Raw genomic sequence first — 25,547 nt, forward strand, 5'->3', positions numbered from 1 at the left:
CTAAAGCCCGGTTTATGGATGATCAGCGCGACACGACCGACCGATTTTCTCCGCGTTTCGACGCTGCCGGGCTGGTGACGGCGATCGTCGTCGACGCCGATACGCATATCCTGCTGATGGTCGCGCATATGAACGAAGAGGCGATCGAGCAGACTCGCGCCACGGGGCAGGCGCATTTCTGGTCGCGGTCACGGCAAGCGTTGTGGCGCAAGGGCGAGACGTCGGGCAACGGCCTGGCGGTCGTGGAGATGCGCGTCGATTGCGATCAGGACGCGCTGCTTTTGCGCGTGAGGCCCGCGGGCCCCGCATGCCACACGGGACGCCGCTCCTGCTTTTATCGTCGTGTCGAGGCCGATGGCGGCCTGACCTTCCTGGCGGACGATGCGCAGGGTTGACGCCGCCGCGCTTGCGGTTCTGCTGCTCGCGGCATGCGGACGGCCCGCGCCCGACGAACGCGCGAAGGGGATCGACACCAGCAATCCGCTCGAGGTGGCGGCCCGCCAGCGCGGGGTCGTGCACCCCGAGGCCGCAAGCCCGGTCGGCGTGTTCGAGCGCGCACACGATCTCGGCCGCGATGCGATGTGCGTCGTTCCCGATGGCGCCGGAAAATGGCGCTTTTCCGTCACCGCCGCTTTTGGCCCCGGCCTCTCGTGCGCTGCCAGCGGAACGATGGTTCGCGAGGGCGGCGGCTGGCGGATGCGCTTCGCCGGGGCGGATGGTTGCGAAGCCTTTGCGCACGAAGAAGAGGATGAGCTCCGCTTGCCCGGAAAGCTGCCGCCGCAATGCCGCCGCCTGTGCCCCGGCCGCGCTTCGCTCGCGGGGCTCAGCCTGCCGCGCGCGAGCTGGTCGGCGGCCGATGCGGGGGGCTTGCGGATCGCCGATCGAGACGGCAATATACGGCGTCCTTGCGGCAACTGAACCGCCCCGAAATGGCTCGACCGGCCGGGCTTGACGTTCACGTCAACGGAAACTAGTTTCACCGGCATGACCGAACAATATGGCCACGCCCATATCGATACGCCCGATCATCTGGGGCGCGAACAATTCAGCATCACCGACTTGTCGACCGAGTTCGGGGTTACCGCCCGTGCGCTGCGTTTCTATGAGGATGAAGGCCTGATCAGCCCGTCGCGCAAGGGATTGTCGCGCATCTATTCGAAACGCGACCGCGCCCGCCTCGCGTGGATTCTCCGCGCCAAGCGCACAGGCTTCAGCCTGGCCGACATTCGCGAGATGATCGACCTCTACGATGTCGGCGACGGCCGCAAGCTGCAGCGTCAGGTGACGATCGAGAAATGCGAACAGCGCATCGGTCTGTTGCAACGCCAGCGCGACGATATTGACAGCGCTGTAGATGAGCTGTCACGTTTCATCGACATGGTGAAAAAAGTCGACGCCGGCCAAAAGGTCGACTGAGCCTCTCCCCAGGCAAGTTCACTGCTAACCTGCTTTTCAGAAGGATATCCCATGCCCGTCTATCGCGCGCCCGTGCAAGACACGCTGTTCCTCCTCAACGACGTGCTCGGGATCGAGCGCTATTCGAACCTGCCCGGCTTCGCCAACGCGACCCCCGATATGGTCGAGGCGGTGCTGACCGAGGCGGGCAAGTTCTGCGAAGAGGTGCTGTTCCCGATCAACCAGTCGGGCGACCTCGAAGGCTGCACGCGCCACGAAGACGGCTCGGTGACGACGCCGAAGGGCTTCAAGGAAGCGTATAAGGCCTATTCCGAAGCCGGCTGGGGCCTGCTGACCGCGCCCGAGGAATTCGGTGGACAGGGGCTGCCGCACGTCATCGGCTTTCCGGTCGAGGAATATCGCAACGCCGCCAATCAGGCGTTCGCCATGTATCCGGGGCTGACGCAGGGCGCGACCGCCGCGATCCTCGTCAAAGGGTCGGACGAGCAGAAGGCGACCTATGTCCCTAAGATGATCGCGGGCGAATGGGGCGGGACGATGAACCTGACCGAACCGCACTGCGGCACCGACCTCGGCCTCATCCGCACCCGTGCGGTGCCGAACGGCGACGGCAGCTATGCGGTGACGGGCACGAAAATCTTCATCTCGTCGGGCGAGCATGACCTCACCGACAATATCATCCACCTCGTGCTGGCAAAGACCCCCGACGCGCCCGACAGCGTCAAGGGCATCTCGCTGTTCATCGTGCCCAAGTTCATCGTGGGCGAAGACGGCTCGCTCGGCGAGCGCAACACGCTGTCGTGCGGGTCGATTGAGCACAAGATGGGCATCCACGCCAACTCGACCTGCGTGATGAATTACGACGGCGCCAAGGGCTGGATGGTCGGCGAGGAGAATAAGGGCCTCGCCGCGATGTTCGTGATGATGAACGCCGCGCGGCTCGGCGTCGGCATCCAGGGGCTCGGACAGGCCGATGTCGCCTATCAGAATGCCGTCCAATATGCACAGGACCGTCGTCAGGGCCGCGCGCTCACCGGTCCCAAGGACCCGCAGGAAAAGGCGGATCCGCTGTTCGTCCACCCCGACGTGCGCCGCATGCTGATGGACGGCAAGGCGACGGTCGAGGGGCTGCGCGCGCTTTGCACCTGGGGCGCGCTGCAGGTCGACCTCGCGCACGTCGCCGAGAGCGAGGAAGAACGCCAGCGCGCCGACGATCTCGTCAGCCTGCTGACCCCGGTGATCAAGGGCTTCGGCACCGACAAGGGCTATGAAGTCGCGACCAACGCGCAGCAGGTCTTCGGCGGCCACGGCTATATCGAAGAACAGGGCATGAGCCAGTATGTCCGCGATGCCCGCATCACGATGATCTACGAAGGCGCGAACGGCGTGCAGGCCATGGACCTTGTCGGCCGCAAGCTCGCGCAGAACGGCGGGCGCGCGATCCAGGCATTTTTCGCGATCGTCGACGAGGAATGCGGCAGCGCCAAGGGCAATGAAGCGCTCGCCGATTTCGCGACGCGCCTCGAAAAAGCGAATGGCGAACTCAAGGCCGCGACGATGTGGTTCATGGCTAACGGCATGGCGAACCCGAACAACGTCGGCGCCGGTGCGCACCACTATATGCACATTCTGGGGATCGTCGCGCTCGGCTCGATGTGGCTGAGGATGGCCGAAGCGGCGCAAAAGGCGCTCGCCGAAGGCCGCGGCAACAAGGCGTTCCTTGAAGCCAAGCTCGTCACCGCGCGCTATTTCGCCGAACGCTTCCTGCCCGACGCCGGATCGCTCCGCCGCAAGATCGAGGCGGGCAGCGATGCGATGATGGCGCTGACCCCCGAGCAGTTCGTCGCCGCCTGAACATTAGGCTTGCAACCATCGCCGTCATCATGCGTGGTGGCGGCGATGGGGACCGAGCTATCACCGATCGTCGTCGAAGGGCGCAATTGCTGGCGCATCGAACGCGCCGACAAGGCGCGGATGATCGTCGATGCGGCGGACTATTATGCGCTGCTCGAAGGGCTGATGGTCGATGCGAAGGAGCGCATCCTGCTCATCGGCTGGGATTTCGACCCGCGCATCGCCTTGAAGCCCGACAAGACGGGCAAGGGTGAGCCGCTCGGCGATTATCTGCTGCGGCTCGCCAAGGAAAAACCTGAACGCGACATCGACATATTGCGCTGGAATTTCGGCGGGCTCAAACAGTTCGCAATGCCGCGAATCCTGTCGATGGTCGCGCGCTGGAAACTGACGCGCGCGATCAGCTTTCGCCTCGACAGCGCGCATCCCGTCGGGTGCAGCCATCATCAAAAGGTCGCGGTGTTTGACGATCATCTCGCGGTGTGCGGCGGCATCGACGTCGGCGCGCGCCGCTGGGACACGCGCGATCACAAGGATGGCGACGCGCACCGCACCGCGCCCGACGGCAAAGCCTATATGCCCTGGCATGATTTGACGATGATCCTCGCGGGGCCGGTCGGCAATGCGCTCGCTGACCTTGGCAACGAGCGCTGGCAGCGCGCAACGAAAAAGCCGCTGCGCGATCTGAAGGGCAAGGGCGAGAATTGGCCCGACGACCTCGAACCCGATTTCGAAGGCGTCGACGTCGCCATCTCGCGCACGCGTGCCGAATATGAGGATAGCGAGGAAATCCGCGAGATCGAGCAACTCTATCTTGACATGATCGCCGCAGCCGACCGCTTCATCTATTTCGAAAATCAATATTTCACCTGCGGCAAGATCGCCGCCGCCATCGCAGCGCGGCTGAACGAGGATGATCCGCCCGAATTCGTGATGGTGATGCCAAAGACCGCCGACGGCTGGCTCGAACAGATGGCGATGGACGCCGCGCGGGTGCAACTGGTGCGCGAGATTGCGAAGGCGAAGCATGGCGACCGGCTGAAGGTCTATTATCCGCGCACCAGCCGCGGCGAGCCGATCTATGTCCACGCGAAGACCGCGGTGGTCGACGACCGTTTCCTGCGCGTGGGGTCGGCGAATATGAACAACCGATCGATGGGGCTCGACAGCGAATGCGATGTGACGATCGACGCCGCGCTGCCCGCGAACGAAGGCGTCGAACCCGCGATCGCGCGCTTGCGCTCGTCGCTGATCGCCGAACATCTCGACGTGGGGGAAGAAGATGTCGCGGCGACGTTCAAGCGCACCGGATCGCTGATCGACACGATCGAGGCGCTGCGCGGCAAGGGGCGTTCGCTCGAACTGCTCGATCTCGTGCCCCCGGGGCCGTTCGACGAATTCATCGCCGAGAATGAGGTCCTCGACCCGACCAGCCCCGACGCGATGTTCGAAAGCCTGACCGAACGCGGCCTCAGGAAAAGCTGGCACCGCGGCCGCAACTGGATGAAGCGCCACCGGCCCTTCGGGCGCGGGAAACGCTAGGTTCAGTCCGCTAGCGAAAGGATGTGCTTCGCCTGCTTGAGGTGCGGCGCGTCGACCATCTTGCCGTCGACCTGCAACACACCGACCCCGGGATTGGCGGCGAAGGCATCGACGATCGCTTGCGCGCGCGCCGTTTCTTCCGCCGACGGGGTGAAGGCGGCGTTGATCGCCTCGACCTGCGACGGATGGATTGCCATCATCCCGGTGAAGCCGTCGCGCCGCGCGCGGGCGGCATAGGCGGCGAGACCTGCCTCGTCCTTGATCGCCGGGAACACCGTGTCGATCGCCGCGGCGCCCGCTGCATGCGCCGCGAACAGCGTCAGCGCGCGCGCCACCTCATAGGGCGAGGTATAGCTGCCATCGGCCTCGCGGCTCGTCGTCGCGCCAATCGCGGCGGGCAGGTCCTCGGCGCCCCAGGTCAGCCCGAGCAGCCGGTCCTTCGCCTCGCGATAGCTGCCGAGCGTGAAGATTGCCGCGGCGGTCTCGGTGGCGATCGGCAGGATCGGCGGCAGCGACGCATCGCGCGCGGCTTCGCTGCGCAGGATCGTATCGAGCTGCGCGATGCTCGGCGCGCCTTCGGCTTTGGGCAGCATGATCGCGTCGGGCCCGGCGCCGAGGATCGCGGCGACGTCGGCGGCGGTCAGATGGCCGTCGAGCGGATTGACGCGCACCAGCGTCACGACTTCGCGCGTTCCCGCCAGATAGTCGGCGATCGCGTGGCGCGCCGCATCCTTGTTCGCGAGCGAAACCGAATCCTCCAGGTCGAGGATGATTGCATCGGCGCCCGACGCGGCCGCCTTGGCGAAACGCTCGGGGCGGTCACCGGGGACGAAGAGCAGGGAACGTAGTCGCATTAGCTGGCCTTCCGCTGGACAAGGGCAGAACGCTCGCACTGGCAGACAAGTTCATCGCGCTGGTTGATCGCGCGGTGGAGAAAGGTGACGATCCCGGCATTGGGCCGCGATTTTGATTCTTTCAGGCCTATCACCTCGCTCTCGGCGCGCAGCGTGTCGCCGATGAACACCGGCTTGGGCATCACCAGCTTGTCATAACCGAGGTTCGCGACGAGCGTGCCGAGTGTGGTGTCGCCGACCGACAGCCCGACCATCAGGCTGAAGGTGAAGGTGCCGTTGACGAGGATCTGGCCGAACTCCGACGCCTTCGCCGCCTCTATGTCGAGGTGCAGCGGCTGCGGATTGTGCGTCATCACGGTGAACAGCAGATTGTCGGTTTCAGTGACGGTGCGACGGATGTCATGCGTCAGCGTCTCGCCGATCGCCCATTCGTCGAAATATTTTCCGGCCATTATGCGTCTTCCTTTTCGATCCGCACCAGCAGCGCCTCGACCTGAACCTGTGCGCCGGCGGTCGCGTTGAGTTCGGCCACGACGCCGTCGAACGGCGCGGTCAGGCTATGCTCCATCTTCATCGCTTCGAGCGTCAGCAGCTTTTGCCCCTTGGTCACCTTGTCGCCCGCGGCGACCTCGACCGCAATGACCTTGCCGGGCATCGGCGAGAGGATGGCGCCGTCACCCGCGCCCACGCCCGCGCTGGCTTCGGCACGCCACGGCGTCAGCTGCCATACCGAACCGCTCTCGGCAACGAGCATCGCGGGCGACGGCTCCTCCGCACCCGGACCATGCAGTTCGACCTCCACGCGCTTGCCGTCGAGCAGGAAGGGCGCGCTGCGCACATCGGGTGCGTTGAGCCGGAAGCCCGATTGCAGCGCGCGCGGGACCATCGCCATCGCGGCATTGGTCAGCGCCTGCGCTGTCGGCACCGGCTCCTCGGTCATCGCATCGCCGTCGCGGCCGATCAGCCCGGTATCGACGGTGCCCGCGACGAAATCGGGATGACCCAGCGCATTGATCAGGAACGCCGAATTGGTCTTCACCGGCCAGATCGCGCTGTCCTCCAGCATCTCGGACAACAATTCGCGCGCTTCCTGGCGGTCCTCGCCCCACGCGATGACCTTGGCGATCATCGGGTCGTAGAAGGGCGAGACCTCGGCGCCTTCATAAACGCCGGTATCGACACGGCCGATATGCTCGGGGAGCTGGAAGAGTTCGAGCGTGCCGATGCTCGGGAGGAAGCCCTTCGCCGGATCCTCGGCATAGAGCCGCGCCTCCATCGCCCAGCCGTTGATCGCAAGCTCGTCCTGCGCCAGCGGGATCGGTTCGCCCGACGCGACGCGCAGCTGCCATTCGACCAGATCGACGCCGGTGATTTCTTCGGTCACCGGATGTTCGACCTGCAGCCGCGTGTTCATTTCCATGAACCAGATGCGGTCGGCGCGCAGACCTTCCGACGCGTCGGCGATGAACTCGATCGTCCCCGCGCCGACATAGTCGACCGCCTTCGCCGCGCGCACCGCGGCGGCGCACAGATCGGCGCGCGTCGCTTCGTCCATGCCGGGGGCCGGGGCTTCCTCGATCACCTTCTGGTGGCGCCGCTGCAACGAACAGTCGCGTTCGAACAGGTGGACGACATTGCCGTGGGTGTCGCCGAACACCTGCACCTCGATGTGGCGCGGGGTCAGGATATATTTCTCGATCAGGACATGGTCGTTTCCGAACGACGCCGCCGCCTCGCGCTGGCACGAGGCGAGCGCATCGAGGAAATCCGCCGCAGCATCAACCTTGCGCATCCCCTTGCCGCCGCCGCCCGCGACCGCCTTGATGAGCACCGGATAGCCGATCTCGGCCGCCTGTTCGGCGAGGAAGGCGGGGTCCTGATTCTCGCCCATATAGCCCGGCGTCACCGGCACACCGGCATCGGCCATCAGCTTCTTCGCGGCGTCCTTCAGCCCCATCGCCGTGATCGACGACGGTTTCGGTCCGACCCACACCAGCCCCGCATCGGCCACCGCCTGCGCGAACTCGGCATTTTCCGACAGGAAGCCGTACCCCGGATGGATGGCCTCGGCGCCCGTCGCCTTGGCCGCCGCGATGATCTTCTCGCCGATCAGATAGCTCTCGCGCGCCGGCGACGGCCCGATATGCACCGCCTCGTCGGCTTCGCGCACATGCAGCGCCCTGGCGTCGGCATCCGAATAGACCGCAACGGTGCGAATGCCCATCTCGCGCGCGGTGCGGATGATGCGACAGGCGATTTCGCCGCGATTGGCGATAAGCAGGGACTGGATCATAGGGTTCCGTTCACTTCGAAATGCAGGACATGCGCTTCCTTTTCGATCAGGAAGTCATCGTCGAAATCATAATATTTCGCGGCATCGACCGGGGTGCCGGCAAAGCCCTCGATCACTTCGAGATTGTTCCAGAAGGTCAGCATCTCGAAATGGACGACATCACCCTCGGCGCGCCGGAAGCACCAGGCGCCGCGATTACCCGCGACCGACCGGTAATCGGGAATGGCGACGTCGAGCATCAGCCTGAAATAGGCTTCGGCCTTGTCCTTGGGGACGATCCCATGCCAGCGCCGCGCGATCATGGATGCGCCTCCGGAAAGCCGTGGCGGACGTGCAGCGCGTGCAGCAGCCGTTTGAAGTCGCCCACAAAGCGCGTGCCTTGATGCTCGCCGTCGGCGAGCTCACCCGGCGCATCGTCGGCGAGCACCAGCACCGGCAGATTCTGGTTCGCGGCGCCGATCGCGGCGATGACCGCATTGCGCGGGCGCGGAAAGCCGATGCGGATCACCTCAAGCGCCGCGGCCTGCTCGGGAAAGCTCGCGAGCAATCCGTCGACCGTAATGCAATCCCGGCAATAGAAATTCCGCCCGGGCAGCGCGGGATCGTCGAACAGCGGATCGAGAAGGAAGAGCCGGTCGCGCATCATCACATCCGGAACACGCCGAAGCCACGGTCTTCGACCGGGGCGTTCAGCGTCGCCGCGAAGGCGAGCCCCAGCACGTCGCGCGTCTGCGCGGGGTCGATGATGCCGTCGTCCCAGAGGCGCGCGGTGGCGTGATAGGGATTGCCTTCATCCTCATATTTCTGGCGGATCGGCGCCTTGAAAGCCTCGGCCTCCTCGGGCGTCCATTTGTCGGCGTCGCGGTGGACGGTCGCGAGCACGCTCGCCGCCTGCTCGCCGCCCATCACGCTGATCCGGCTGTTGGGCCAGCTGAACAGGAAACGCGGGCTATAAGCGCGCCCGCACATGCCGTAATTGCCCGCGCCGAAGCTGCCGCCGATCAGCACGGTGATCTTCGGCACAGTGGCCGTTGCGACCGCGGTCACCAGCTTCGCGCCATGCTTGGCGATACCCTCGGCCTCATATTTGCCGCCGACCATGAAGCCGCTGATATTCTGGAGGAAGAGCAGGGGGATGCGCCGTTGCTGCGCCAGCTCGATGAAATGCGCGCCCTTCACCGCACTCTCGCTGAACAGCACGCCGTTGTTCGCGAGGATCGCGACCGGGATGCCCCAGATGTGCGCGAAACCGCACACAAGCGTGCTGCCGTAATTCGCCTTGAATTCGTGAAACTCGCTGCCGTCGACGATCCGCGCGATGACTTCGTGGACGTCGTAGGGCGCGCGGACATCATCGGGGACGACGCCGTAAAGCTCTTCGCCGTCATATTTGGGCGGGCGCGGGGCCTTCATCGGAACCTCGAACCCCTTGTCCGCACCCAGATGGCTGACGACGTCGCGCACGATCGTCAGCGCATGCTCGTCATTCTCGGCCAGATGATCGACAACGCCCGACTTCTTGGCGTGCAGGTCGCCGCCGCCAAGGTCCTCGGCGCTGATTTCCTCGCCCGTCGCGGCCTTCACCAGCGGCGGGCCGGCGAGGAAGATCGTGCCCTGATTGCGCACGATCACGGTCTCGTCGCTCATCGCGGGGACATAGGCGCCGCCCGCGGTGCAGCTTCCCATCACGCACGCGATCTGCGGGATGCGCTTCGCCGACATATTCGCCTGGTTGAAGAAGATGCGCCCGAAATGATCGCGGTCGGGAAACACCTGGTCCTGATGCGGCAGGTTCGCGCCGCCGCTGTCGACGAGGTAGATGCACGGCAGGCGGTTCGCCTCGGCAATCTCCTGCGCGCGGAGGTGCTTCTTGACCGTCATTGGGTAATAGGTGCCGCCCTTCACCGTGGCGTCGTTGCACACGATCATGCACTGGCGTCCCGACACGCGCCCTATCCCGCAGATGAGGCCCGCACCCGGCACCTCGCCATGGTAGAGGTCGTTCGCGGCGAGCTGGCCGATTTCGAGGAAGGGTGCGCCTGGATCGAGCAGCCGCTCGACGCGCTCGCGCGGCAGCAATTTTCCCCGGCTCGTGTGGCGCTCACGCGACTTTTCATTGCCGCCGAGCGCCGCTTCGGCGACCGCCGTCCGCAGCGCGTCGGTCAGCGCGCGATTATGCGCGCTGCGGGTGCGATATTCGTCGCTGTCGGCGTTGATGCTGGTGCCAAGAACCGGTGCGCTCACTGTACAGTCTCTCCCTGAAATCGGTTCGGAACTAACCCGTCGCTCGTCGATTGAAAAGCGCAGCAGGCCGAAAATGGTTGGTATTGTAACCGGATTTTCGCACGCGTCGGCCGCCTGCCTATCCGTGACAAAATAAGGTCATTTCCATGAAAAAAGCTGTCTTTGCCGTTCTTCTGTCCACCGCCGCGGTTCTTGCGGGACCCGTCGCCTGTAGCAGCGGCAAGGACAGCTCCGCCGCCTACACCGTCGGCACCGAAATCGGGATCAGCAAGGCCGCGATGGATACCGCCGCGAAGCCCGGCGACGACTTCTACGCCTATGCCAACGGCAATTGGGACAAGACGACCGAAATCCCCGCCGACCGCTCGTCGATCGGCGGTTTTTACGTCGCGCAGCTCGAAACCGAGAAGCGCAACCGCGAGCTGGTCGATGCGATCGTCAAGGGCGACGCCGCCGCCGATACCAACGAGGGTCGCATCGCCGCATTCTATAAAGCTTACACCGACACCAAGGCCATCGACGCCGCGGGCATGAAGCCCGTCGCCGCCGACCTGGCGCGCTTTGCCGCGATCACCGACAAGGCCGCGCTGTCGAAGGTCCTTGGCGAACAGCTCCGCGCCGACGTCGACCCCTTGAACGCGACCGATTTCGGTACCGAGAATCTGTTCGGCGTCTTCGTGACACAGGGGCTCGCGACCCCGGGCGAAGTCATTCCCTATCTGCTGCAGGGCGGGCTCGGCATGCCCGAGCGCGAATATTATCTGTCGGCCGATCCGAAGATGGCGAGCATCCGCACGGCGTACCAGGCCTATGTCGCGAAGCTGCTGACCACTGCGGGGCAGTCGGACGCCGCGGCGAAGGCGAAGCGCATCTACGACCTCGAGGTCAAGATCGCCAAGGCCCACGCGACGCGCGAACAGAGCGAGGACTTCACCAAATCGGCCGACGTCTGGGCGAAGGCCGATTTCGCCAAAAAGGCGCCCGGCATCGATTGGTCTGCGTTCATGGGCGCCGCGAAGCTCGACGGCGCGGCGAAGTTCGGCGCCTATCACGCGAACGCGATCACCGGCCTGTCGGCGCTCGTCGCGTCCGAACCACTCGACGCATGGAAGGACTGGCTCGCCTTCCACCAGATCAATAGCCACGCCGACGTGCTGCCGAGCGTGATCGATGGCGCGCACTTCGCCTTCTACGGCACAACGATGGCGGGCACGCCGCAGCAACGCAGCCGGGACAAGCGCGCGCTCGACGCGCTCGACACCTATCTCGGCGATGCGGTGGGCAAAGCCTATGCCGACAAATATTTCCCCGCCTCTGCAAAAGCGGAGGTCGGCGATATGGTAAAGAACATCAAGGAGGCCTTCGCGACGCGCGTGAACACGATCGACTGGATGGCACCTGAGACCAAGAAGGAAGCGATCAAGAAGGTCGAAACGATCGCGGTCGGCGTCGGCTACCCCGACAGCTGGCGCGATTACGGCAGCTACACCGTCGGCGCCAATGCCTATGCGAACGAGGTTGCGGGGCAACAGGCCGAATATGCGCACCAGCTCGCCAAGATTGGCAAGCCGATGGAAAAGGGCGAGTGGTGGATGGTCCCGCAGACGGTCAACGCGGTGAACCTGCCGGTCCAGAACGCACTGAACTTCCCCGCCGCGATCCTCCAGCCGCCCTTCTTCAACGCCAAGGCCGACCCCGCGTTCAATTATGGTGCGATCGGTGCCGTCATCGGCCACGAGATCAGCCACAGCTTCGACAATAATGGCGCGGCGTTCGATTCGACCGGCGCGCTGCGCAACTGGTGGACCCCGGCGGATCTGGCGAAGTTCAACGCCGCGGGCGACGCGCTCGCGGCGCAGTTCGATACCTACAAGCCGTTCCCCGATCTCGCGGTCAACGGCAAGCTGACGCTGGGCGAAAATATCGCCGACGTTGCGGGGCTTCAGGCGTCGTACGACGCATACCGCGCCTCGCTCGGCGGCAAGGAAGCGCCGGTGATCGATGGTTTCACCGGCGACCAGCGTTTTTTCATCGCCTTTGCGCAGACCTGGGCGACCAAGATGCGCGCCGAGGCGCTGCGCGCGCGGGTCGCGACCGACGGCCATGCGCCCGGAATGTACCGCGCGCTGACGGTCCGCAACCTCGACGCCTGGTACAAGGCGTTCAACGTCCAGCCGACCGACAAGCTGTACCTCGCTCCCGACAAGCGCGTGCGCGTCTGGGGCTGATGAACGGGCAGGGCGGGGCGTCATTTCGTCTCGCCCTCGCCGGACGGCGCGCCGGGCTTTTCCTTCAGGATCAGGTGGCGATAGACGCCGATCGCGTTGATGATCAGCAGCGCGATATTCTGCCACCCGATGCCTTCGCTGTCGGGTTGCAGGAAGCCCCATGCGATCAGCGCGATGCTGCTCGTAACGAAGACGACGAACGCCCAGCCGGTCCAGCGCCGCCCGAGGTTGAGCGACACGACCAGCGCCGCGAGCGTCGCAGCGCCTGCGCCATAATATTGCAGGGCGGTGAGCAATGTATCGCTCATCGCGGCTCGATAAGGTTGCTGACTTCGACCAGATTGCCGTCGGGGTCATGGAAATAGAGCGAGTCGATCGTCCCCGTCGCGCCGTCGCGCAGTCCCGCATCGATGATCGCGACGCCCTGTGCCTTCAGATGCGCGCGCCATTCGGCGACGGGCGTATCGCTGAGTAGGCAGAAATTGCCGCTGCCCGGCACCGTGTCGCGCGCGATGCTCGGGCTGGTCGCGGCATCCTGCAGGCTGATCTTGTTTGCGCCGAACTGCAGCGAATATTTGCCCGGCCGTTCCTCGCGTGCAGTCATGCCGAGCACGCGCTCATAGAAGGCGCGCGTCGCCGCGACGTCGCGGACGCACAGGACAATATGGTCGAAACCCGAGACGCGAAACCCGCTCATCGCTCGCTCGCCGTTATGCCGTGGACATATTCGAGCTTCAGCCCGTCGGGATCGGCAAAGAAGAGGGCGTAATAGGTCGGGCCATAGCGCGGATAATCGGCGGGCGCGTCGAGGATCGTCGCGCCGATCTCCAGCAACAGCGCGTGCAGCCGGTCGACGTCCTCGCGGCTGTCGCTCGTCCACGCCAGATGATGGAGACCGGGCGAAGTGCGATCATGCGTCCGTTCGGCGCCGTCGCCGCGCGCCTTCAATATGCCGATCGAATGGAAAGGCTCGCCAATGCGGTCCCAGTCGCTGCCATTGTCGTGATCGGCCGAGCGCCGGTAGCCGAGAAAGCCGAGCACGGCTTCGTAGAAGGGGCGCGAACGCGCAAGGTCGCTGACCGTCAGGTCGATATGATGGACCAGCCCGCGCGCGCTCATGCCGCCCCCAGCAGCGCGAAGACGCCCGAAGCGGTGAGGACGGGCCAGCCGATATGGCGGCCGCGCGTGTAGATCGCGTCGAACAATCCGGTTGCGGTCCACGCCGCGCCGATCAGCAGGATCAGTTCGCGCGGCGTCCCCGGCCAGACGACCGATGCAGCCGATACCAGCATCAGAAGCGACAGTGCGTGCCACGCGAGGCGAAACACCTTGCGCGCGAGTTCGATCCCCATCACGCCCTGATCGAGCGTCATCAGCGGCTGGATCAACCGCTTTTCGCCCAGCATGCCGTGAACGATGGCCGTCGTCACCATGAAGGCGGCCGACAGCCACAGCCAGATCACGCGCCGGCGCCGATCAGTTCGCGGCCGATCAGCATGCGACGGATCTCGTTCGTGCCCGCGCCGATGTCGAGCAGCTTGGCGTCGCGCCAGTAACGCTCGACCGGCCAGTCCTTCGTGTAACCCGCGCCGCCCAGCGCCTGGATCGCTTCGCCCGCGACCTTCACGGCATTCTCGCTCGCGAGCAGGATGCAGCCCGCGGCGTCGAAACGCGTCGTCTGCCCCGCGTCACACGCCTTCGCGACATTATAGACGTACGAACGCGCCGTCTGGAGCATGACATACATATCGGCGACCTTCGCCTGCATCAGCTGGAACGACCCGATGGGCTTGCCGAACTGCTTGCGCTCGCGGACATAGGGAATGACGGTGTCGAGGCACGCCTGCATGATCCCGAGCTGGAGCCCCGCAAGCACGACGCGTTCATAATCGAGACCCGACATCAGCACGCCGACGCCGCCATTTTCGGGGCCCATCACCTGTTCTTCGGACACTTCGCAATCGGTAAAGACCAGCTCGGCGGTCGGCGATCCGCGCATGCCGACCTTGTCGATCTTTTGCCCGATGCTGAACCCCGGCATATCCTTTTCGATCAGGAAGGCGGTGATGCCGCGCGATCCCGCCTCGGGGCTCGTCTTCGCATAGACGACGAGCGTGTCGGCGTGCGTCGCGTTGGTGATCCAGAATTTGGTGCCGTTGAGGACATAGCCGCCCTGAACCCGGTCGGCCTTCAGCTTCATCGACACAACGTCGCTGCCCGCGCCCGCTTCGGACATCGCCAGGCTGCCGACATGTTCGCCGCTGATCAGCTTGGGCAGATATTTCGCCTTCTGCTCGGCATTGCCCCAGCGGCGGATCTGGTTGACGCAGAGGTTCGAATGCGCGCCGTAGGAAAGGCCGATGGCGCCCGATGCGCGGCTGACTTCCTCGACCGCGATCACATGTTCGAGATAGCCGAGACCCAGCCCGCCGAACTCCTCCTCGACGGTGATGCCGTGCAGCCCGAGGTCGCCCATCTGCGTCCACAATTCGTCGCGCGGGAACCAGTCGTCGGCGTCGGCCCTGGCGGCGAGCGGCGCGATCTGTTCGTCGGCGAAGCGGGCAGTGGTTTCGCGGATCATGTCGGCGGTTTCGCCGAGCGCGAAATCGAAATCGGGGGTGGCGCGCATGGATTACCTATCGATCGAAGGGGCAGGAATGCGCGTGAGTGTGCATCAAAATATCAGCATAGGGAAATTGAAACGAGATTGGATTTGGCATAAAGAAAACTTATGATAAAGCGCACGCATATCCGCCAGTTCCTCGCCGTCGTCGACGCCGGCAGCTTTACGCAGGCCGCGTTGCGAATCCGCGTCACCCAGCCGGCGCTTTCAACGGGGATCGCCGAACTCGAAAAACTCGTCGGCACGCCGCTGTTTATCCGCAACCGCCGCCAGATCCGGCTGACCGAGGCGGGCGGGCGTTTTCTCCCCATCGCGCGCGATCTCGAACGCGGCTTTCGCGCCGCCGACAGTTTCGGCCGCGAGAGCGACCGCCGGTCGAGCGAACTCAAGCTCGGCGTGATCCGCTCGGCGCCGGCTGAATTGCTGCAGGCGATCGCCGCCGCGCTGCGGCCGAGCTTCGCGATCGAACTCGTCGAAAACAGCGACTCCGAACTCCGCGCCGCACTCGGCAGCGGCCGCATCAACATGGCGCTCGTCCCGCTGCGGACGGGCGAGCGCGGCGATCATGTGATGCCGCTCTATGAAGAACCGCTCGCGATGTTCATCGCATCGGACCATCCGCTCGCCGGACGCATCGAGGTTGGCCCCGAAGAACTCGCCGCCGAAACGATGATCGCGCGCCGCGCGTGCGAATTCCTCGATGCGACGAGCCGCTTCTTCACGCGCCACGGCGTCCGCCCGCGCTTCGCGCTGCGCAGCGAAAGCGACGAGCGCTGCCTGCGCATGGTCGCGGCGGGGATCGGCATCACCACCGCACCCGTCTCGCTCGCGATCGACGGCATCGTGCCGCTGAAGGTCGCGGGCTATGATTTCCGCCGCGAACTCGGGCTGATCCTCGATCCGGCGTGGCGGGTCCTGCCCGAAGTCGCGCCGCGCCTGAGCCATATGCTCGAAACGATCGCCGCGATCGGCGCCGAATGGCGGCAGGCGAGGGTCGATGCCGCCGCATGATATGGCGCTCCTGCAAGTCTGGCTTGCAGCGTCGAAAGGCCATAACGTTTGCCCCCTCGCATCACGCAGCGGTACGGCGGCGTCCTTCACCCCGTCCATTTGGACGTATGACTAGATGAAAAATGCCCTATTCCGCTCTCCACGGCGGAAGCGCGAGGAGGCGAGTTTGTTGTCGTCTGAGTTACAGACAAAATCACTGGAGCTGACCCATCTCGACCGGCTCGAGGCCGAGAGCATCCATATCATGCGCGAAGTGATGGCCGACGCGGTCAAGCCCGTGATGCTGTACAGCGTGGGCAAGGACAGCGCCGTCATGCTCCATCTCGCGCGCAAGGCCTTCTATCCCTCGCCGCCGCCGTTCCCGCTGCTCCATGTCGACACGACATGGAAATTCCAGGCGATGTACGAGCTGCGCGACCGCATGGCAGCCGAGAGCGGGATGGAGCTGATCGTCTATCAGAACCCCGAGGCGAAAGAGCGCGGGATCAATCCGTTCGACCATGGTCCGCTGCACACCGATATGTGGAAGACCGAGGGGCTGAAGCAGGCGCTCGACCTCCACGGCTTCGACGTCGCATTCGGCGGCGCGCGCCGCGACGAGGAAAAGAGCCGCGCCAAGGAGCGCATCTTTTCCTTCCGCACCGCGAGCCACGGCTGGGATCCGAAGAAGCAGCGGCCCGAGCTCTGGAACCTCTACAACGCCCGCAAGGCGAAGGGCGAGAGCATCCGCGCCTTCCCGATCTCGAACTGGACCGAGCTCGACATCTGGCAGTATATCGCGCGCGAAAATATCCCGATCGTCCCGCTCTATTTCGCCGCGCCGCGCCCGACCGTCGAACGCGACGGCCTGCTGCTGATGGTCGACGACGATCGCTTCCCGCTGCTGCCGGGCGAGACGCCCGTTCAGCGCTCGGTACGCTTCCGCACCCTTGGTTGCTACCCGCTCACGGGCGCAGTCGAGAGCGAGGCCAGCACGCTGTCCGAGGTGATCCAGGAAATGCTGCTCACCACCACCAGCGAACGCCAAGGCCGCATCATCGACAAGGATGGTGGCGACGCCAGCATGGAGAAGAAGAAGCAGGAGGGGTATTTCTGATGACCGATCCTGTTTACGTCACCGACGCCCTCATCGCCGAGGATATCGACGCCTATCTCGAACAGCATCAGCAGAAATCGCTGCTGCGCTTCATCACCTGTGGCTCGGTCGACGACGGCAAATCGACGCTGATCGGGCGCCTGCTCTATGACTCGAAAATGATCTTCGAGGACCAGCTCGCCGCGCTCGAGGCCGACAGCAAGCGAGTCGGCACGCAGGGGCAGGAAATCGATTTCGCGCTGCTCGTCGACGGCCTCGCCGCCGAGCGCGAGCAGGGGATCACGATCGACGTCGCGTACCGCTTTTTCACGACCGAAAAGCGCAAGTTCATCGTCGCCGACACCCCCGGCCACGAGCAATATACGCGCAACATGGTCACTGGCGCCTCGACCGCCGACCTCGCGGTGATCCTGATCGACGCGCGCAAGGGCGTGCTGACCCAGACGCGCCGCCACAGCTTCCTCGCGCACCTGATCGGCATCAAGCATATCGTGCTCGCGGTGAACAAGATGGACCTCGTCGGCTACGACAAGACCATCTTCGACCGCATCACGCTGGCATACCGGGCGTTCGCGAGCGAGATCGGCATCACCAACTTCACCGTGATCCCGATCTCGGGTTTCAAGGGCGACAATATCACCGCGCTCTCGGACAACACGCCGTGGTTCAAGGGCCCAGCGCTGATCGAGCATCTCGAAAATGTCGAAATCGGCGCCGCCGCCGACGAGGCGAAGCCGTTCCGCCTACCGGTGCAATGGGTCAACCGTCCGAACCTCGATTTCCGTGGCTTCTCGGGCCAGCTCGCGAGCGGCAAGGTCAGGCCCGGCGACGCGGTGCGCATCCTGCCGAGCGGCAAGACCACGACCATCGATCGCATCGTCACCCTCGATGGCGACTTGGGCGAAGCTGTCGCGGGCCAGTCGGTTACGCTCACGCTCGCCGACGAAGTCGACTGCTCGCGCGGCGACGTGATCGCCGCCGCCGACGCACCGCCCGAGGCCGCCGACCAGTTCGAGGCGACGCTTGTATGGATGGCCGACGAGGCGATGATCGCGGGCCGCGCCTATTGGCTCAAGCTCGCGACGCAGAGCGTCTCGGCGACGATCCAGCAGCCGAAATATGAGATCAACGTCAACACGCTCGACCATCTGGCGGCGAAGACGCTCGAACTCAACGGCATCGGCGTCGTCGAACTGTCGACCGACAAGCCGATCACCTTCGAAGCCTATGGCGACAACCGCACCCTCGGCGGCTTCATCCTGATCGACAAGCTGACCAACGCGACCGTCGCCGCGGGCATGCTGCATTTCAGCCTGCGTCGCGCGCAGAATGTCCATTGGCAAGCGACCGACATCGACCGCGACATGCGCGCGAACCTCAAGAACCAGCGTCCGGCGCTCCTCTGGTTCACCGGCCTGTCGGGCTCGGGCAAGTCGACGATCGCGAACCTCGTCGAAAAGAAGCTGCACCGGATGAACCGCCACAGCTTCCTGCTCGACGGCGACAATGTCCGCCACGGGCTCAACCGCGACCTCGGCTTTACCGAGGCCGACCGCATCGAGAATATCCGCCGCGTCGGCGAGGTCGCGAAACTGATGAGCGACGCCGGCCTCATCGTCATCACCGCCTTCATCTCGCCCTTCCGCGTCGAGCGCGAAATGGTGCGCGGCATGTTGCCCGAAGGCGAGTTTATCGAAGTCTTCATCGATACGCCGCTGGCTGAGGCCGAGCGCCGCGACGTCAAGGGCCTCTACAAAAAGGCGCGCGCGGGTCAGCTCAAGAATTTCACCGGCATCGACAGCCCTTATGAGGCGCCCGAGAGCCCGGAAATTCGTATCGACACGACCGCGATGACGCCCGAAGAGGCGGCGGACCTGATCATCGATCGCTTGTTGGGATAGATATGACTGTGGGGGAAAGCGACGAACAACTGGCCGAACGGCTCGCAACCGCCGCGGGCGTGATCCTGCTCGACTTGCGGGCGCGGGGCGATCTCGAAGGCAAGGCGCTGGGGAAGGCCGGTGACGAGCAGGCCAACGCCATGCTCTGCCGCGAGATTCGCACCGCGCGCGCCGACGATGCGCTTCTCTCCGAAGAGGAAAAGGACAATGTCGCACGCTGTGGCCAGTCGCGCGTCTGGATCGTCGACCCGCTCGACGGAACGCGTGAATATGGCGAGGGCCGGGATGATTGGGCGGTGCATGTCGCGCTCGCGGTCGATGGTGTCGCGACGGTGGGCGCGGTCGCATTGCCGGGCCTCGGCATCACGCTGACCTCCGGCGCTCCGGTCGCGCTTCATGCCGCACACCAGCCGCTCCGCATGCTTGTCAGCCGCACCCGCCCCGCCGCTGAAGCGGTTTTTGTTGCCGGGAAACTCGGCGCCGAACTCCTCGCGATGGGCTCGGCGGGCGCCAAGGCGATGGCGGTCGTGCGCGGCGAGGCCGACATCTATCTCCACACCGGCGGCCAGTATGAATGGGACAATTGCGCCCCCGTCGCGGTGGCGCAGGCGGCGGGCCTCCACGTCAGCCGCGCCGATGGCTCACCGATCCGTTATAATAATCCGGACACCTATCTGCCCGACCTGCTGATCTGCCGGAAGGAGCTTGCCGCGGACGTGCTGCGCCTTGCCGCGGATTATTCGCCGGACTGACGGGCAGGGCATTGCCAGCCTCGGCTCAACATCCTAATCCGTTGCATCAAGAAACCGAATACGGGAGATGCGCGATGACCGACCTGCCTGAAACCAACCTCACCATGCTGACGCTTGTGAAGCCCGAAGGGCAGCTCGAAGTGTCGCTCGAGCGCCGCCCGATGCCGGTGCCGAAGCCGCACGAGGTGCTGGTGAAGGTGCTCGCCGCGCCGATCAATCCGTCGGACCTTGGCCTGCTGTTCGGCGGCGCCGACATGTCGACCGCGCGGGCGTCGACCAGGGACGGCCAGCCGCTGATCACCGCCGACGTGCCGCCCGCGGGCATGCGCGCGATGGGCGGGCGTATCGGCGACGCGCTTGCGATCGGCAACGAAGGCTGCGGCACCGTCGTCGCGGCGGGGGACATGCCCGAGGCGCAGGCTTTGCTCGGCAAGACCGTCGCGCTGCTCGGCGGCGAGATGTACGCCGAGTATCGCTGCCTGCCCGTGCAGATGGTGATGCCGCTGCCCGACGGCACCGACCCCGCCGACGGCGCCTCCTGCTTCGTCAATCCGCTGACCAGCCTCGCGTTCACTGAAACGATGCGGATGGAGAACCACAGCGCGATCGTTCACACCGCCGCCGCGTCGAACCTTGGCCAGATGCTCGTCAAGATTTGCGCGAAGGACGGCATCCCGCTCGTCAACATCGTGCGCAGCGACGCGCAGGTCGAAATCCTCAAGGGCATCGGCGCGAAATATATCGTCAACAGCAGCGCCGACGATTTCATGGAGCGGCTGGTCGACGCGATCGTCGAGACCGGCGCGACTATCGGCTTCGATGCGACGGGCGGCGGCAAGCTCGCCGGCCAGATCCTGACCGCGATGGAGGCCGCCGCGGTCAAGCGCATGACGACGTACAGCCGCTACGGTTCGGACACGTTCAAGCAGGTCTATACCTATGGCGCGCTCGACCTGTCGCCGACGACCTTCTCGGCGCGCAGCTTCGGCCTGACCTGGGCGCTCGGCGGCTTCCTGCTGACGCCGTTCATGGCGAAGGCGGGCATGGAAACCGTCGGCCGGATGCGTAAGCGCGTCGTCGATGAACTCACAACGACCTTCAAGAGCCACTACAGTCACGAAATCTCGCTGACCGAGGCGCTGAATGTCGATACGGCGCAGGCGTATAATGCGAAGCGCACGGGCGAGAAATATCTGATCAAGCCGCACGGCTGATCGAGAAAAGCCTGTCCTACAATGTCGGGTTATGTTCCATCCTGATGGATGGAGCCCAGCGGATCATATCATTGCTCTTCAACCTGGTTCCCCGGCGAAAGCCGGGACCCGCAACGGAGCGCGGGCTTAAAGCCACAAAGGCCACAATTCGCATGCGTGCATGTGGGGCTTTTGTGGCTTTATCGCCGAACGAAGTGCGATTTCAGAGTGAAGTTAGGCGGAATTCCGCCATTTCCTGAATCAGCGTTTCATGCACTGACGCACATCGTCGCGCTTATACTCGCTGCAATTCCACAGCGCCTTTTCGAACCCGGCCTTGTCGTCGCGGAGGTAGGAGAAGGTCATCGCGGCGCGCTGCGTGTCGCTCATCGCATCGCTGTCGGGTTTCAGTACCGGGTTGGTCCAGCCCATGAACTTGCAATAGGGCTTGTCGCCGCACAGCCGCAGGGCCGTGGTGACGAAGCTCTCGGGCGCGGCCTTGCGGTCGAGCTGGGTATAGATGGTATCGCGGCCCGCGCTTTCGCCCGCGCCCGCCACGACGCGCGCTTCGCCGACCGCGGCATTGGCATCGACGCCCGCCATTTCGACCGGCAAGCCGAGTGCCATCGCGTGCAGCGGCGATATCGCCGCGAGCTTCGCCACCGGACCGTCGCTTCCCGACACCGCGCCGCGGAACGCACCCGGGGTGCCCCAATAACCCGGCCAGCGGAAAAAGAGGTGCGTGTCGACGATCGCGATCTTCTCGAGGCTGTCGCTCCAATAGGGGCGGACCCAGTCGGTGTGATAATGGGTGGCAAGGCCGACGGGCGGATAGGTTCCACCCGCCAGCATCATGTCGGCATTATTACGCGCGCGCTGCCACGCCGCGTCCGAATAGCGGCGGCTCAATGCCCCGTCGCAGGTGAAGGTGAACTGGCACCCCGTCGTGCGTTCCGACCCCTGGAATACGACGCCGCAGATCGACTTGGGGAAGGCCGGATGGCGGGCGCGGTTGATCACGACCTGGCCGACCGCCTGCTGTCCCTTGGCGTCGTCGCCCGCCTCGTAAACCATCGCGGCGGCAAGGCAGTCGCGGGCGCGGGCCTTCGCGTCGCCGCCGCCCGCATAAACGAACGGTCGCGCCGCGACGAAGCCCTTGGTGACCAGCGCGACCTCGGCGTTCTGCGTCCGTGCATCGTCCTCGGTGACCGGCGCCAGTACCATCGGCTGGACTTCGGGCACGATGTCGGCGGGCGGCGCCACCGGCTGCCGGTGCGTCACATGCTTTCGCGTGCCCGTCGAGTGACTCGCATAGATCACCGCCGCCACCGCCGCGACGACGATCAGGACGAACAACCAGCCCGTCCAGTCGCGCCGCGAGGGCAACGCCGTTTGATCGTCCTGGGGATGCACGAGCGGTCCTCAGATCTCCGGGAGGAAATCGGGAACCGACAGGTAGCGCTCGCCGGTGTCATAGTTGAAGCCGAGCACGCGGCTGCCCGCGGGAAGTTCGGCGAGCTTCTGTGCGATGGCCGCGAGGGTCGCACCCGACGAGATGCCGACAAGCATGCCCTCCTCGGTCGCGGCGCGGCGTGCGAAAGTCTTGGCGTCGGCGGCATCGACCTTGATCACGCCATCGAGCAGGTCGGTGTGCAGGTTGCGCGGGATGAAGCCGGCGCCGATGCCCTGGATCGGGTGCGGCGCGGGCTGGCCGCCCGAAATGACCGGCGAGGCTTCGGGCTCGACCGCATAGACCTTCAAATTCGGCCAATGTCCTTTCAGGAACTGCGCAACGCCCGTGATGTGCCCACCGGTGCCGACGCCAGTGATCAGCACATCGATCGGGCTATCCTTGAAATCGGCGAGGATTTCGGGGCCCGTCGTGCGGACATGGACGTCGATATTGGCTTCATTCTCGAACTGCTGCGGCATCCACGCGCCGGGGGTCGTCTCCACCAGTTCGATGGCGCGCTCGATCGCGCCCTTCATGCCCTTTTCGCGCGGCGTCAGGTCAAAGGTGGCGCCATAGGCGAGCATCAACCGGCGGCGCTCGACCGACATGCTTTCGGGCATGACGAGCACGAGCTTGTAGCCCTTGACCGCGGCGGCCATCGCGAGGCCGATGCCGGTGTTACCCGACGTCGGCTCGACGATGGTGCCGCCGGCTTTCAGGCTGCCGTCCTTCTCGGCGGCTTCGATCATCGCAAGGCCGATTCGATCCTTGATCGATCCACCGGGATTGCTGCGTTCCGACTTCACCCAGACTTCGGCGTCGGGGAACAGCTTGGCGACACGGATGTGCGGCGTGTTGCCGATGGTCTCGAGGATCGAATTGGCTTTCATGGTCGGTGCGCTCTTTCCTTGAATTCGAATCGCGGGTCGCGGCGGACACGATTTGGCCAGTCTCCGGCACGCAGCCAGAGTGCCTCGTCCGCCAGCGCCGGCGTGGTCGCGGGTTGTAACGACGCGAGCAGATACTGTCCATAAGGCCAGTCGGCGATGCCCGAGTCTGCGTTGATATGGCCGAACGGCCCGGCGTTGACGAACCGCGCATCCCAGTGCCGCGACAGGCGCCAGACATAGGAGGTTTTGGCATAGGGATCGTCATCGCTGGCGACGACGATCATTGGGGTTTGCGACGACAGTGCGGGTGATTCGGTGAAGCTTTCGACCCGCTTGTCGCGCCTGAGCTGCGTCAGGTCGGGCGGCGCGACGAGCAGCGCGCCGGCGATGCGGTCGCGCGCGACGCTGCTGGCAGCGGCGAACCAATGGGCAAAGGCATGGCAGCCAAGGCTGTGTGCCGCGACGAGGACGGGTTCATGCTCGGCGTCGATCGCGGCGGCAATCTTCTCGACCCATTCGTCCTTCACCGGCGCGTCCCAGCTGCCGAGTTCGATTCGCTCGCAGCGGGCAAAACTTCGCTCCCACAGGCTTTGCCAATGGGTCGGGCCACTGTTGTAGAGGCCCGGAATGGTCAGGATTTTGTGGCGGATATTCGAATTGTGCATGGCGGTCACTCCATCGGGGGAGAGAGGGAAACCGCGGTGACGGGTGAGTCTTATTTAACTCAACTGATTAAATTGACAATATGCTTTTGACGAAATGAGCGCGAGGTGCGGCGAATGGTTTTGATCTTATCCGTTGGTCTGCCTGAATTGCGGCTCGAACGTCCGCGCTCGCCGCAATTCGGGAAATATCCAGGCCCAGAGCGCGGTGACTCCGATTGCCGCGGCGCCGCCGAATACGACCGCGGAAACGGGGCCGAACGCTGCCGCCATCGACCCCGCACGCATTTCGCCAAGTTCGTTCGACGCCGAAATCGCGAGACCCGAAACCGCGCTGACGCGTCCGCGCATATGATCTGGCGTGTTAAGCTGGATCAGCGTGCCGCGCACAAAGACCGAGAACATGTCGGCGGCGCCCATCACGACGAGAATGGCCAGCGACAGCAGGAGGTTCGTTGACAGGCCGAACGCCACGGTCCCCGCGCCGAATGCAGCCACGGCCCAGAGCATTTTGACGCCGACGTTGCGTTCGATCGGGCGGATCGCAAGGCCGACGCCGACCGCCACCGACCCCAGCGCGACCGCTGCACGCATGAATCCCACGGTGTCGGGCCCGGTATGAAAGATGTCCCGGGCAAAAACTGGGAACAGCGCGGTCGCGCCCGAAAGGATCACCGCGAACAGATCGAGGGTGATCGTACCGAGCAGGAAGCGTTCGCGCCACGTGAACCGCAGCCCGTCGGCCATTTCGCGCAACGGGTGACGGCGCACTTCGGCGGACGGCGGCAGGACGGGGCGGATGCGGCTGACCGTGAAGGCCGAGATCGCGAGCAACAGGACGGCGAAGACATAGACCGACGCGGGATGCGCGGCAAAGATAAGCCCGCCGACAGCGGGACCGATGACCGAGGCCGATTGCCAGGCGATGCTGCTCATCGCGATCGCGCGCGGCAGGACTGCGGGAGGCACGATGTTCGGCGCGATCGCGCTCATCGCCGGCCCCGAAAAAACGCGTGCGACGCCGTGCAGGGCTGCTAGGCCGAACAGCAGGGGAAGGGTCAGCCCGTCGGTCCAGGTGAACCAGCCGAGCGTTGCCGCGATCGCAAGGTCGACAAGGTTCGAGAAGATCGCAACGCTGCGGCGTTCGAACCGGTCGGCGGCCCATCCAGCTACGGGTGTCAGGACCGCTAGTGGAACGAACTGGAAGAGGCCTAGCAAGCCCAGCTGGAACGAAGCTTCGTGGACCGACATGCCATAGTCGGTGCGCGCGGTGTCATAGAGCTGGACACCAATGACCACGACCATCGCGATCGTGGCCATCACGGCGGTAAAGCGCGCGAGCCAGAAATAGCGAAAATCGGGAAAGCTGAGCGGAGAGGGGGCTTTGGGCTTGGCTTCCGGCAAAACCGGCTCTTCGCCTTCGGGGGGAGGGATCGTCGCCATTGAAGACCGCCGTAGCCCGCTTTTCGGGACTGTCCAGATGGCATGGCTTTGCCGTTCGTCGATTATCGGATGCCATTGATCGGGGCCGCTGG

At 64.8% G+C, this 25,547-nt stretch carries 26 protein-coding genes; 11 read left to right on the plus strand and 15 right to left on the minus strand.

Going from position 1 to position 25,547, the window contains the following annotated elements; all coding sequences use genetic code 11:
• Positions 1–14 precede the first annotated feature (14 nt).
• The 5 genes from hisI (at position 15) to V8J55_RS12445 (ending at position 4,812) form a co-directional block, all read left to right on the plus strand.
• On the plus strand, positions 15–395 hold the full coding sequence (hisI, locus tag V8J55_RS12425; protein ID WP_336445961.1) for a phosphoribosyl-AMP cyclohydrolase: 381 nt from the start codon (positions 15–17) through the stop codon (positions 393–395).
• Positions 382–918: a hypothetical protein gene (locus tag V8J55_RS12430; RefSeq protein WP_336445962.1), complete on the plus strand. Its 537-nt coding sequence runs from the start codon at positions 382–384 to the stop codon at positions 916–918. Before hisI ends, V8J55_RS12430 begins: the two co-directional genes overlap by 14 nt.
• Before the next feature lie 66 nt (positions 919–984).
• Entirely contained in the window at positions 985–1,416 is a 432-nt protein-coding gene (locus V8J55_RS12435; RefSeq protein ID WP_336445963.1) for a MerR family transcriptional regulator, read from the plus strand.
• Positions 1,417–1,467: 51 nt separating this feature from the next.
• The gene (locus V8J55_RS12440) at positions 1,468–3,270 is read left to right on the plus strand and encodes an acyl-CoA dehydrogenase C-terminal domain-containing protein (RefSeq protein WP_336445964.1); all 1,803 of its coding nucleotides are present in this window, start codon (positions 1,468–1,470) and stop codon (positions 3,268–3,270) included.
• Positions 3,271–3,315: 45 nt separating this feature from the next.
• Positions 3,316–4,812 (plus strand): phospholipase D-like domain-containing protein, encoded by a 1,497-nt coding sequence (locus tag V8J55_RS12445; protein ID WP_336445965.1) that lies wholly within the window; start codon positions 3,316–3,318, stop codon positions 4,810–4,812.
• A 2-nt stretch (positions 4,813–4,814) separates the two neighbouring features.
• Here V8J55_RS12445 and V8J55_RS12450 read toward each other — a convergent pair whose 3' ends face one another.
• From V8J55_RS12450 to V8J55_RS12475, 6 genes are read right to left on the minus strand one after another with little or no spacing between them, the layout of a single operon-like run.
• Positions 4,815–5,666, minus strand: a complete 852-nt coding sequence (locus V8J55_RS12450) for an HpcH/HpaI aldolase/citrate lyase family protein (RefSeq protein ID WP_336445966.1) — start codon at positions 5,664–5,666, stop codon at positions 4,815–4,817.
• Complete coding sequence (locus V8J55_RS12455; protein WP_137888607.1) at positions 5,666–6,118, minus strand: MaoC family dehydratase; 453 nt, start codon at positions 6,116–6,118, stop codon at positions 5,666–5,668. The genes V8J55_RS12450 and V8J55_RS12455 overlap by 1 nt, the downstream gene beginning before the upstream one ends.
• Positions 6,118–7,959 (minus strand): acetyl/propionyl/methylcrotonyl-CoA carboxylase subunit alpha, encoded by a 1,842-nt coding sequence (locus V8J55_RS12460; RefSeq protein WP_336445967.1) that lies wholly within the window; start codon positions 7,957–7,959, stop codon positions 6,118–6,120. Before V8J55_RS12460 ends, V8J55_RS12455 begins: the two co-directional genes overlap by 1 nt.
• Positions 7,956–8,261, minus strand: coding sequence for a hypothetical protein (locus V8J55_RS12465; RefSeq protein WP_336445968.1), 306 nt, complete (start codon positions 8,259–8,261; stop codon positions 7,956–7,958). Before V8J55_RS12465 ends, V8J55_RS12460 begins: the two co-directional genes overlap by 4 nt.
• Entirely contained in the window at positions 8,258–8,602 is a 345-nt protein-coding gene (locus V8J55_RS12470) for a DUF3088 domain-containing protein (RefSeq protein ID WP_336445969.1), read from the minus strand. The genes V8J55_RS12465 and V8J55_RS12470 overlap by 4 nt, the downstream gene beginning before the upstream one ends.
• Positions 8,603–8,604: 2 nt before the next feature.
• Positions 8,605–10,203 carry a carboxyl transferase domain-containing protein gene (locus V8J55_RS12475; protein ID WP_336445970.1) on the minus strand — a complete coding sequence of 533 codons (1,599 nt, stop codon included), beginning with the start codon at positions 10,201–10,203 and terminating at the stop codon, positions 8,605–8,607.
• Between the two features lie 146 nt (positions 10,204–10,349).
• On the opposite strand from V8J55_RS12475, the gene V8J55_RS12480 reads away from it, so the two are divergent.
• Positions 10,350–12,431, plus strand: a complete 2,082-nt coding sequence (locus V8J55_RS12480; protein WP_336445971.1) for a M13 family metallopeptidase — start codon at positions 10,350–10,352, stop codon at positions 12,429–12,431.
• Positions 12,432–12,451: 20 nt separating this feature from the next.
• Here the strand turns inward: V8J55_RS12480 and V8J55_RS12485 are convergent, their stop codons facing one another.
• The 5 genes from V8J55_RS12485 to V8J55_RS12505 are packed head-to-tail and all read right to left on the minus strand — an operon-like array spanning position 12,452 to position 15,060.
• Positions 12,452–12,739 carry a hypothetical protein gene (locus tag V8J55_RS12485; protein WP_336445972.1) on the minus strand — a complete coding sequence of 96 codons (288 nt, stop codon included), beginning with the start codon at positions 12,737–12,739 and terminating at the stop codon, positions 12,452–12,454.
• Positions 12,736–13,128 (minus strand): VOC family protein, encoded by a 393-nt coding sequence (locus V8J55_RS12490; protein WP_336445973.1) that lies wholly within the window; start codon positions 13,126–13,128, stop codon positions 12,736–12,738. Before V8J55_RS12490 ends, V8J55_RS12485 begins: the two co-directional genes overlap by 4 nt.
• A complete protein-coding gene (locus V8J55_RS12495; RefSeq protein ID WP_336445974.1) occupies positions 13,125–13,550 on the minus strand; it encodes a VOC family protein in 426 nt (141 codons plus the stop codon). Before V8J55_RS12495 ends, V8J55_RS12490 begins: the two co-directional genes overlap by 4 nt.
• Complete coding sequence (locus tag V8J55_RS12500; RefSeq protein ID WP_336445975.1) at positions 13,547–13,894, minus strand: hypothetical protein; 348 nt, start codon at positions 13,892–13,894, stop codon at positions 13,547–13,549. The genes V8J55_RS12495 and V8J55_RS12500 overlap by 4 nt, the downstream gene beginning before the upstream one ends.
• Entirely contained in the window at positions 13,891–15,060 is a 1,170-nt protein-coding gene (locus tag V8J55_RS12505) for an isovaleryl-CoA dehydrogenase (RefSeq protein WP_336445976.1), read from the minus strand. Before V8J55_RS12505 ends, V8J55_RS12500 begins: the two co-directional genes overlap by 4 nt.
• A gap of 102 nt (positions 15,061–15,162) precedes the next feature.
• On the opposite strand from V8J55_RS12505, the gene V8J55_RS12510 reads away from it, so the two are divergent.
• The 5 genes from V8J55_RS12510 (at position 15,163) to V8J55_RS12530 (ending at position 21,028) form a co-directional block, all read left to right on the plus strand.
• A complete protein-coding gene (locus V8J55_RS12510) occupies positions 15,163–16,065 on the plus strand; it encodes a LysR family transcriptional regulator (RefSeq protein ID WP_336445977.1) in 903 nt (300 codons plus the stop codon).
• Between the two features lie 169 nt (positions 16,066–16,234).
• Positions 16,235–17,161 (plus strand): sulfate adenylyltransferase subunit CysD, encoded by a 927-nt coding sequence (gene cysD / locus V8J55_RS12515; protein WP_443030821.1) that lies wholly within the window; start codon positions 16,235–16,237, stop codon positions 17,159–17,161.
• Entirely contained in the window at positions 17,161–19,062 is a 1,902-nt protein-coding gene (gene cysN, locus V8J55_RS12520; protein ID WP_336445979.1) for a sulfate adenylyltransferase subunit CysN, read from the plus strand. The genes cysD and cysN overlap by 1 nt, the downstream gene beginning before the upstream one ends.
• Before the next feature lie 2 nt (positions 19,063–19,064).
• On the plus strand, positions 19,065–19,814 hold the full coding sequence (locus tag V8J55_RS12525; protein ID WP_336445980.1) for a 3'(2'),5'-bisphosphate nucleotidase CysQ: 750 nt from the start codon (positions 19,065–19,067) through the stop codon (positions 19,812–19,814).
• Positions 19,815–19,888: 74 nt separating this feature from the next.
• On the plus strand, positions 19,889–21,028 hold the full coding sequence (locus V8J55_RS12530) for a zinc-binding dehydrogenase (protein ID WP_336445982.1): 1,140 nt from the start codon (positions 19,889–19,891) through the stop codon (positions 21,026–21,028).
• A gap of 240 nt (positions 21,029–21,268) precedes the next feature.
• Here the strand turns inward: V8J55_RS12530 and V8J55_RS12535 are convergent, their stop codons facing one another.
• The 4 genes from V8J55_RS12535 to V8J55_RS12550 form a co-directional block, all read right to left on the minus strand.
• The gene (locus V8J55_RS12535) at positions 21,269–22,420 is read right to left on the minus strand and encodes a cell wall hydrolase (protein WP_336445983.1); all 1,152 of its coding nucleotides are present in this window, start codon (positions 22,418–22,420) and stop codon (positions 21,269–21,271) included.
• Between the two features lie 9 nt (positions 22,421–22,429).
• Positions 22,430–23,350 carry a cysteine synthase A gene (cysK, locus tag V8J55_RS12540; RefSeq protein WP_336445984.1) on the minus strand — a complete coding sequence of 307 codons (921 nt, stop codon included), beginning with the start codon at positions 23,348–23,350 and terminating at the stop codon, positions 22,430–22,432.
• Positions 23,347–24,015: an RBBP9/YdeN family alpha/beta hydrolase gene (locus tag V8J55_RS12545; RefSeq protein ID WP_336445985.1), complete on the minus strand. Its 669-nt coding sequence runs from the start codon at positions 24,013–24,015 to the stop codon at positions 23,347–23,349. The genes cysK and V8J55_RS12545 overlap by 4 nt, the downstream gene beginning before the upstream one ends.
• A 126-nt stretch (positions 24,016–24,141) precedes the next feature.
• A complete protein-coding gene (locus V8J55_RS12550) occupies positions 24,142–25,455 on the minus strand; it encodes an MFS transporter (protein ID WP_336445986.1) in 1,314 nt (437 codons plus the stop codon).
• Positions 25,456–25,547 lie beyond the last annotated feature (92 nt).

The sequence above is a fragment of the Sphingopyxis sp. CCNWLW2 genome, assembly GCF_037095755.1.
GTDB lineage: Bacteria > Pseudomonadota > Alphaproteobacteria > Sphingomonadales > Sphingomonadaceae > Sphingopyxis.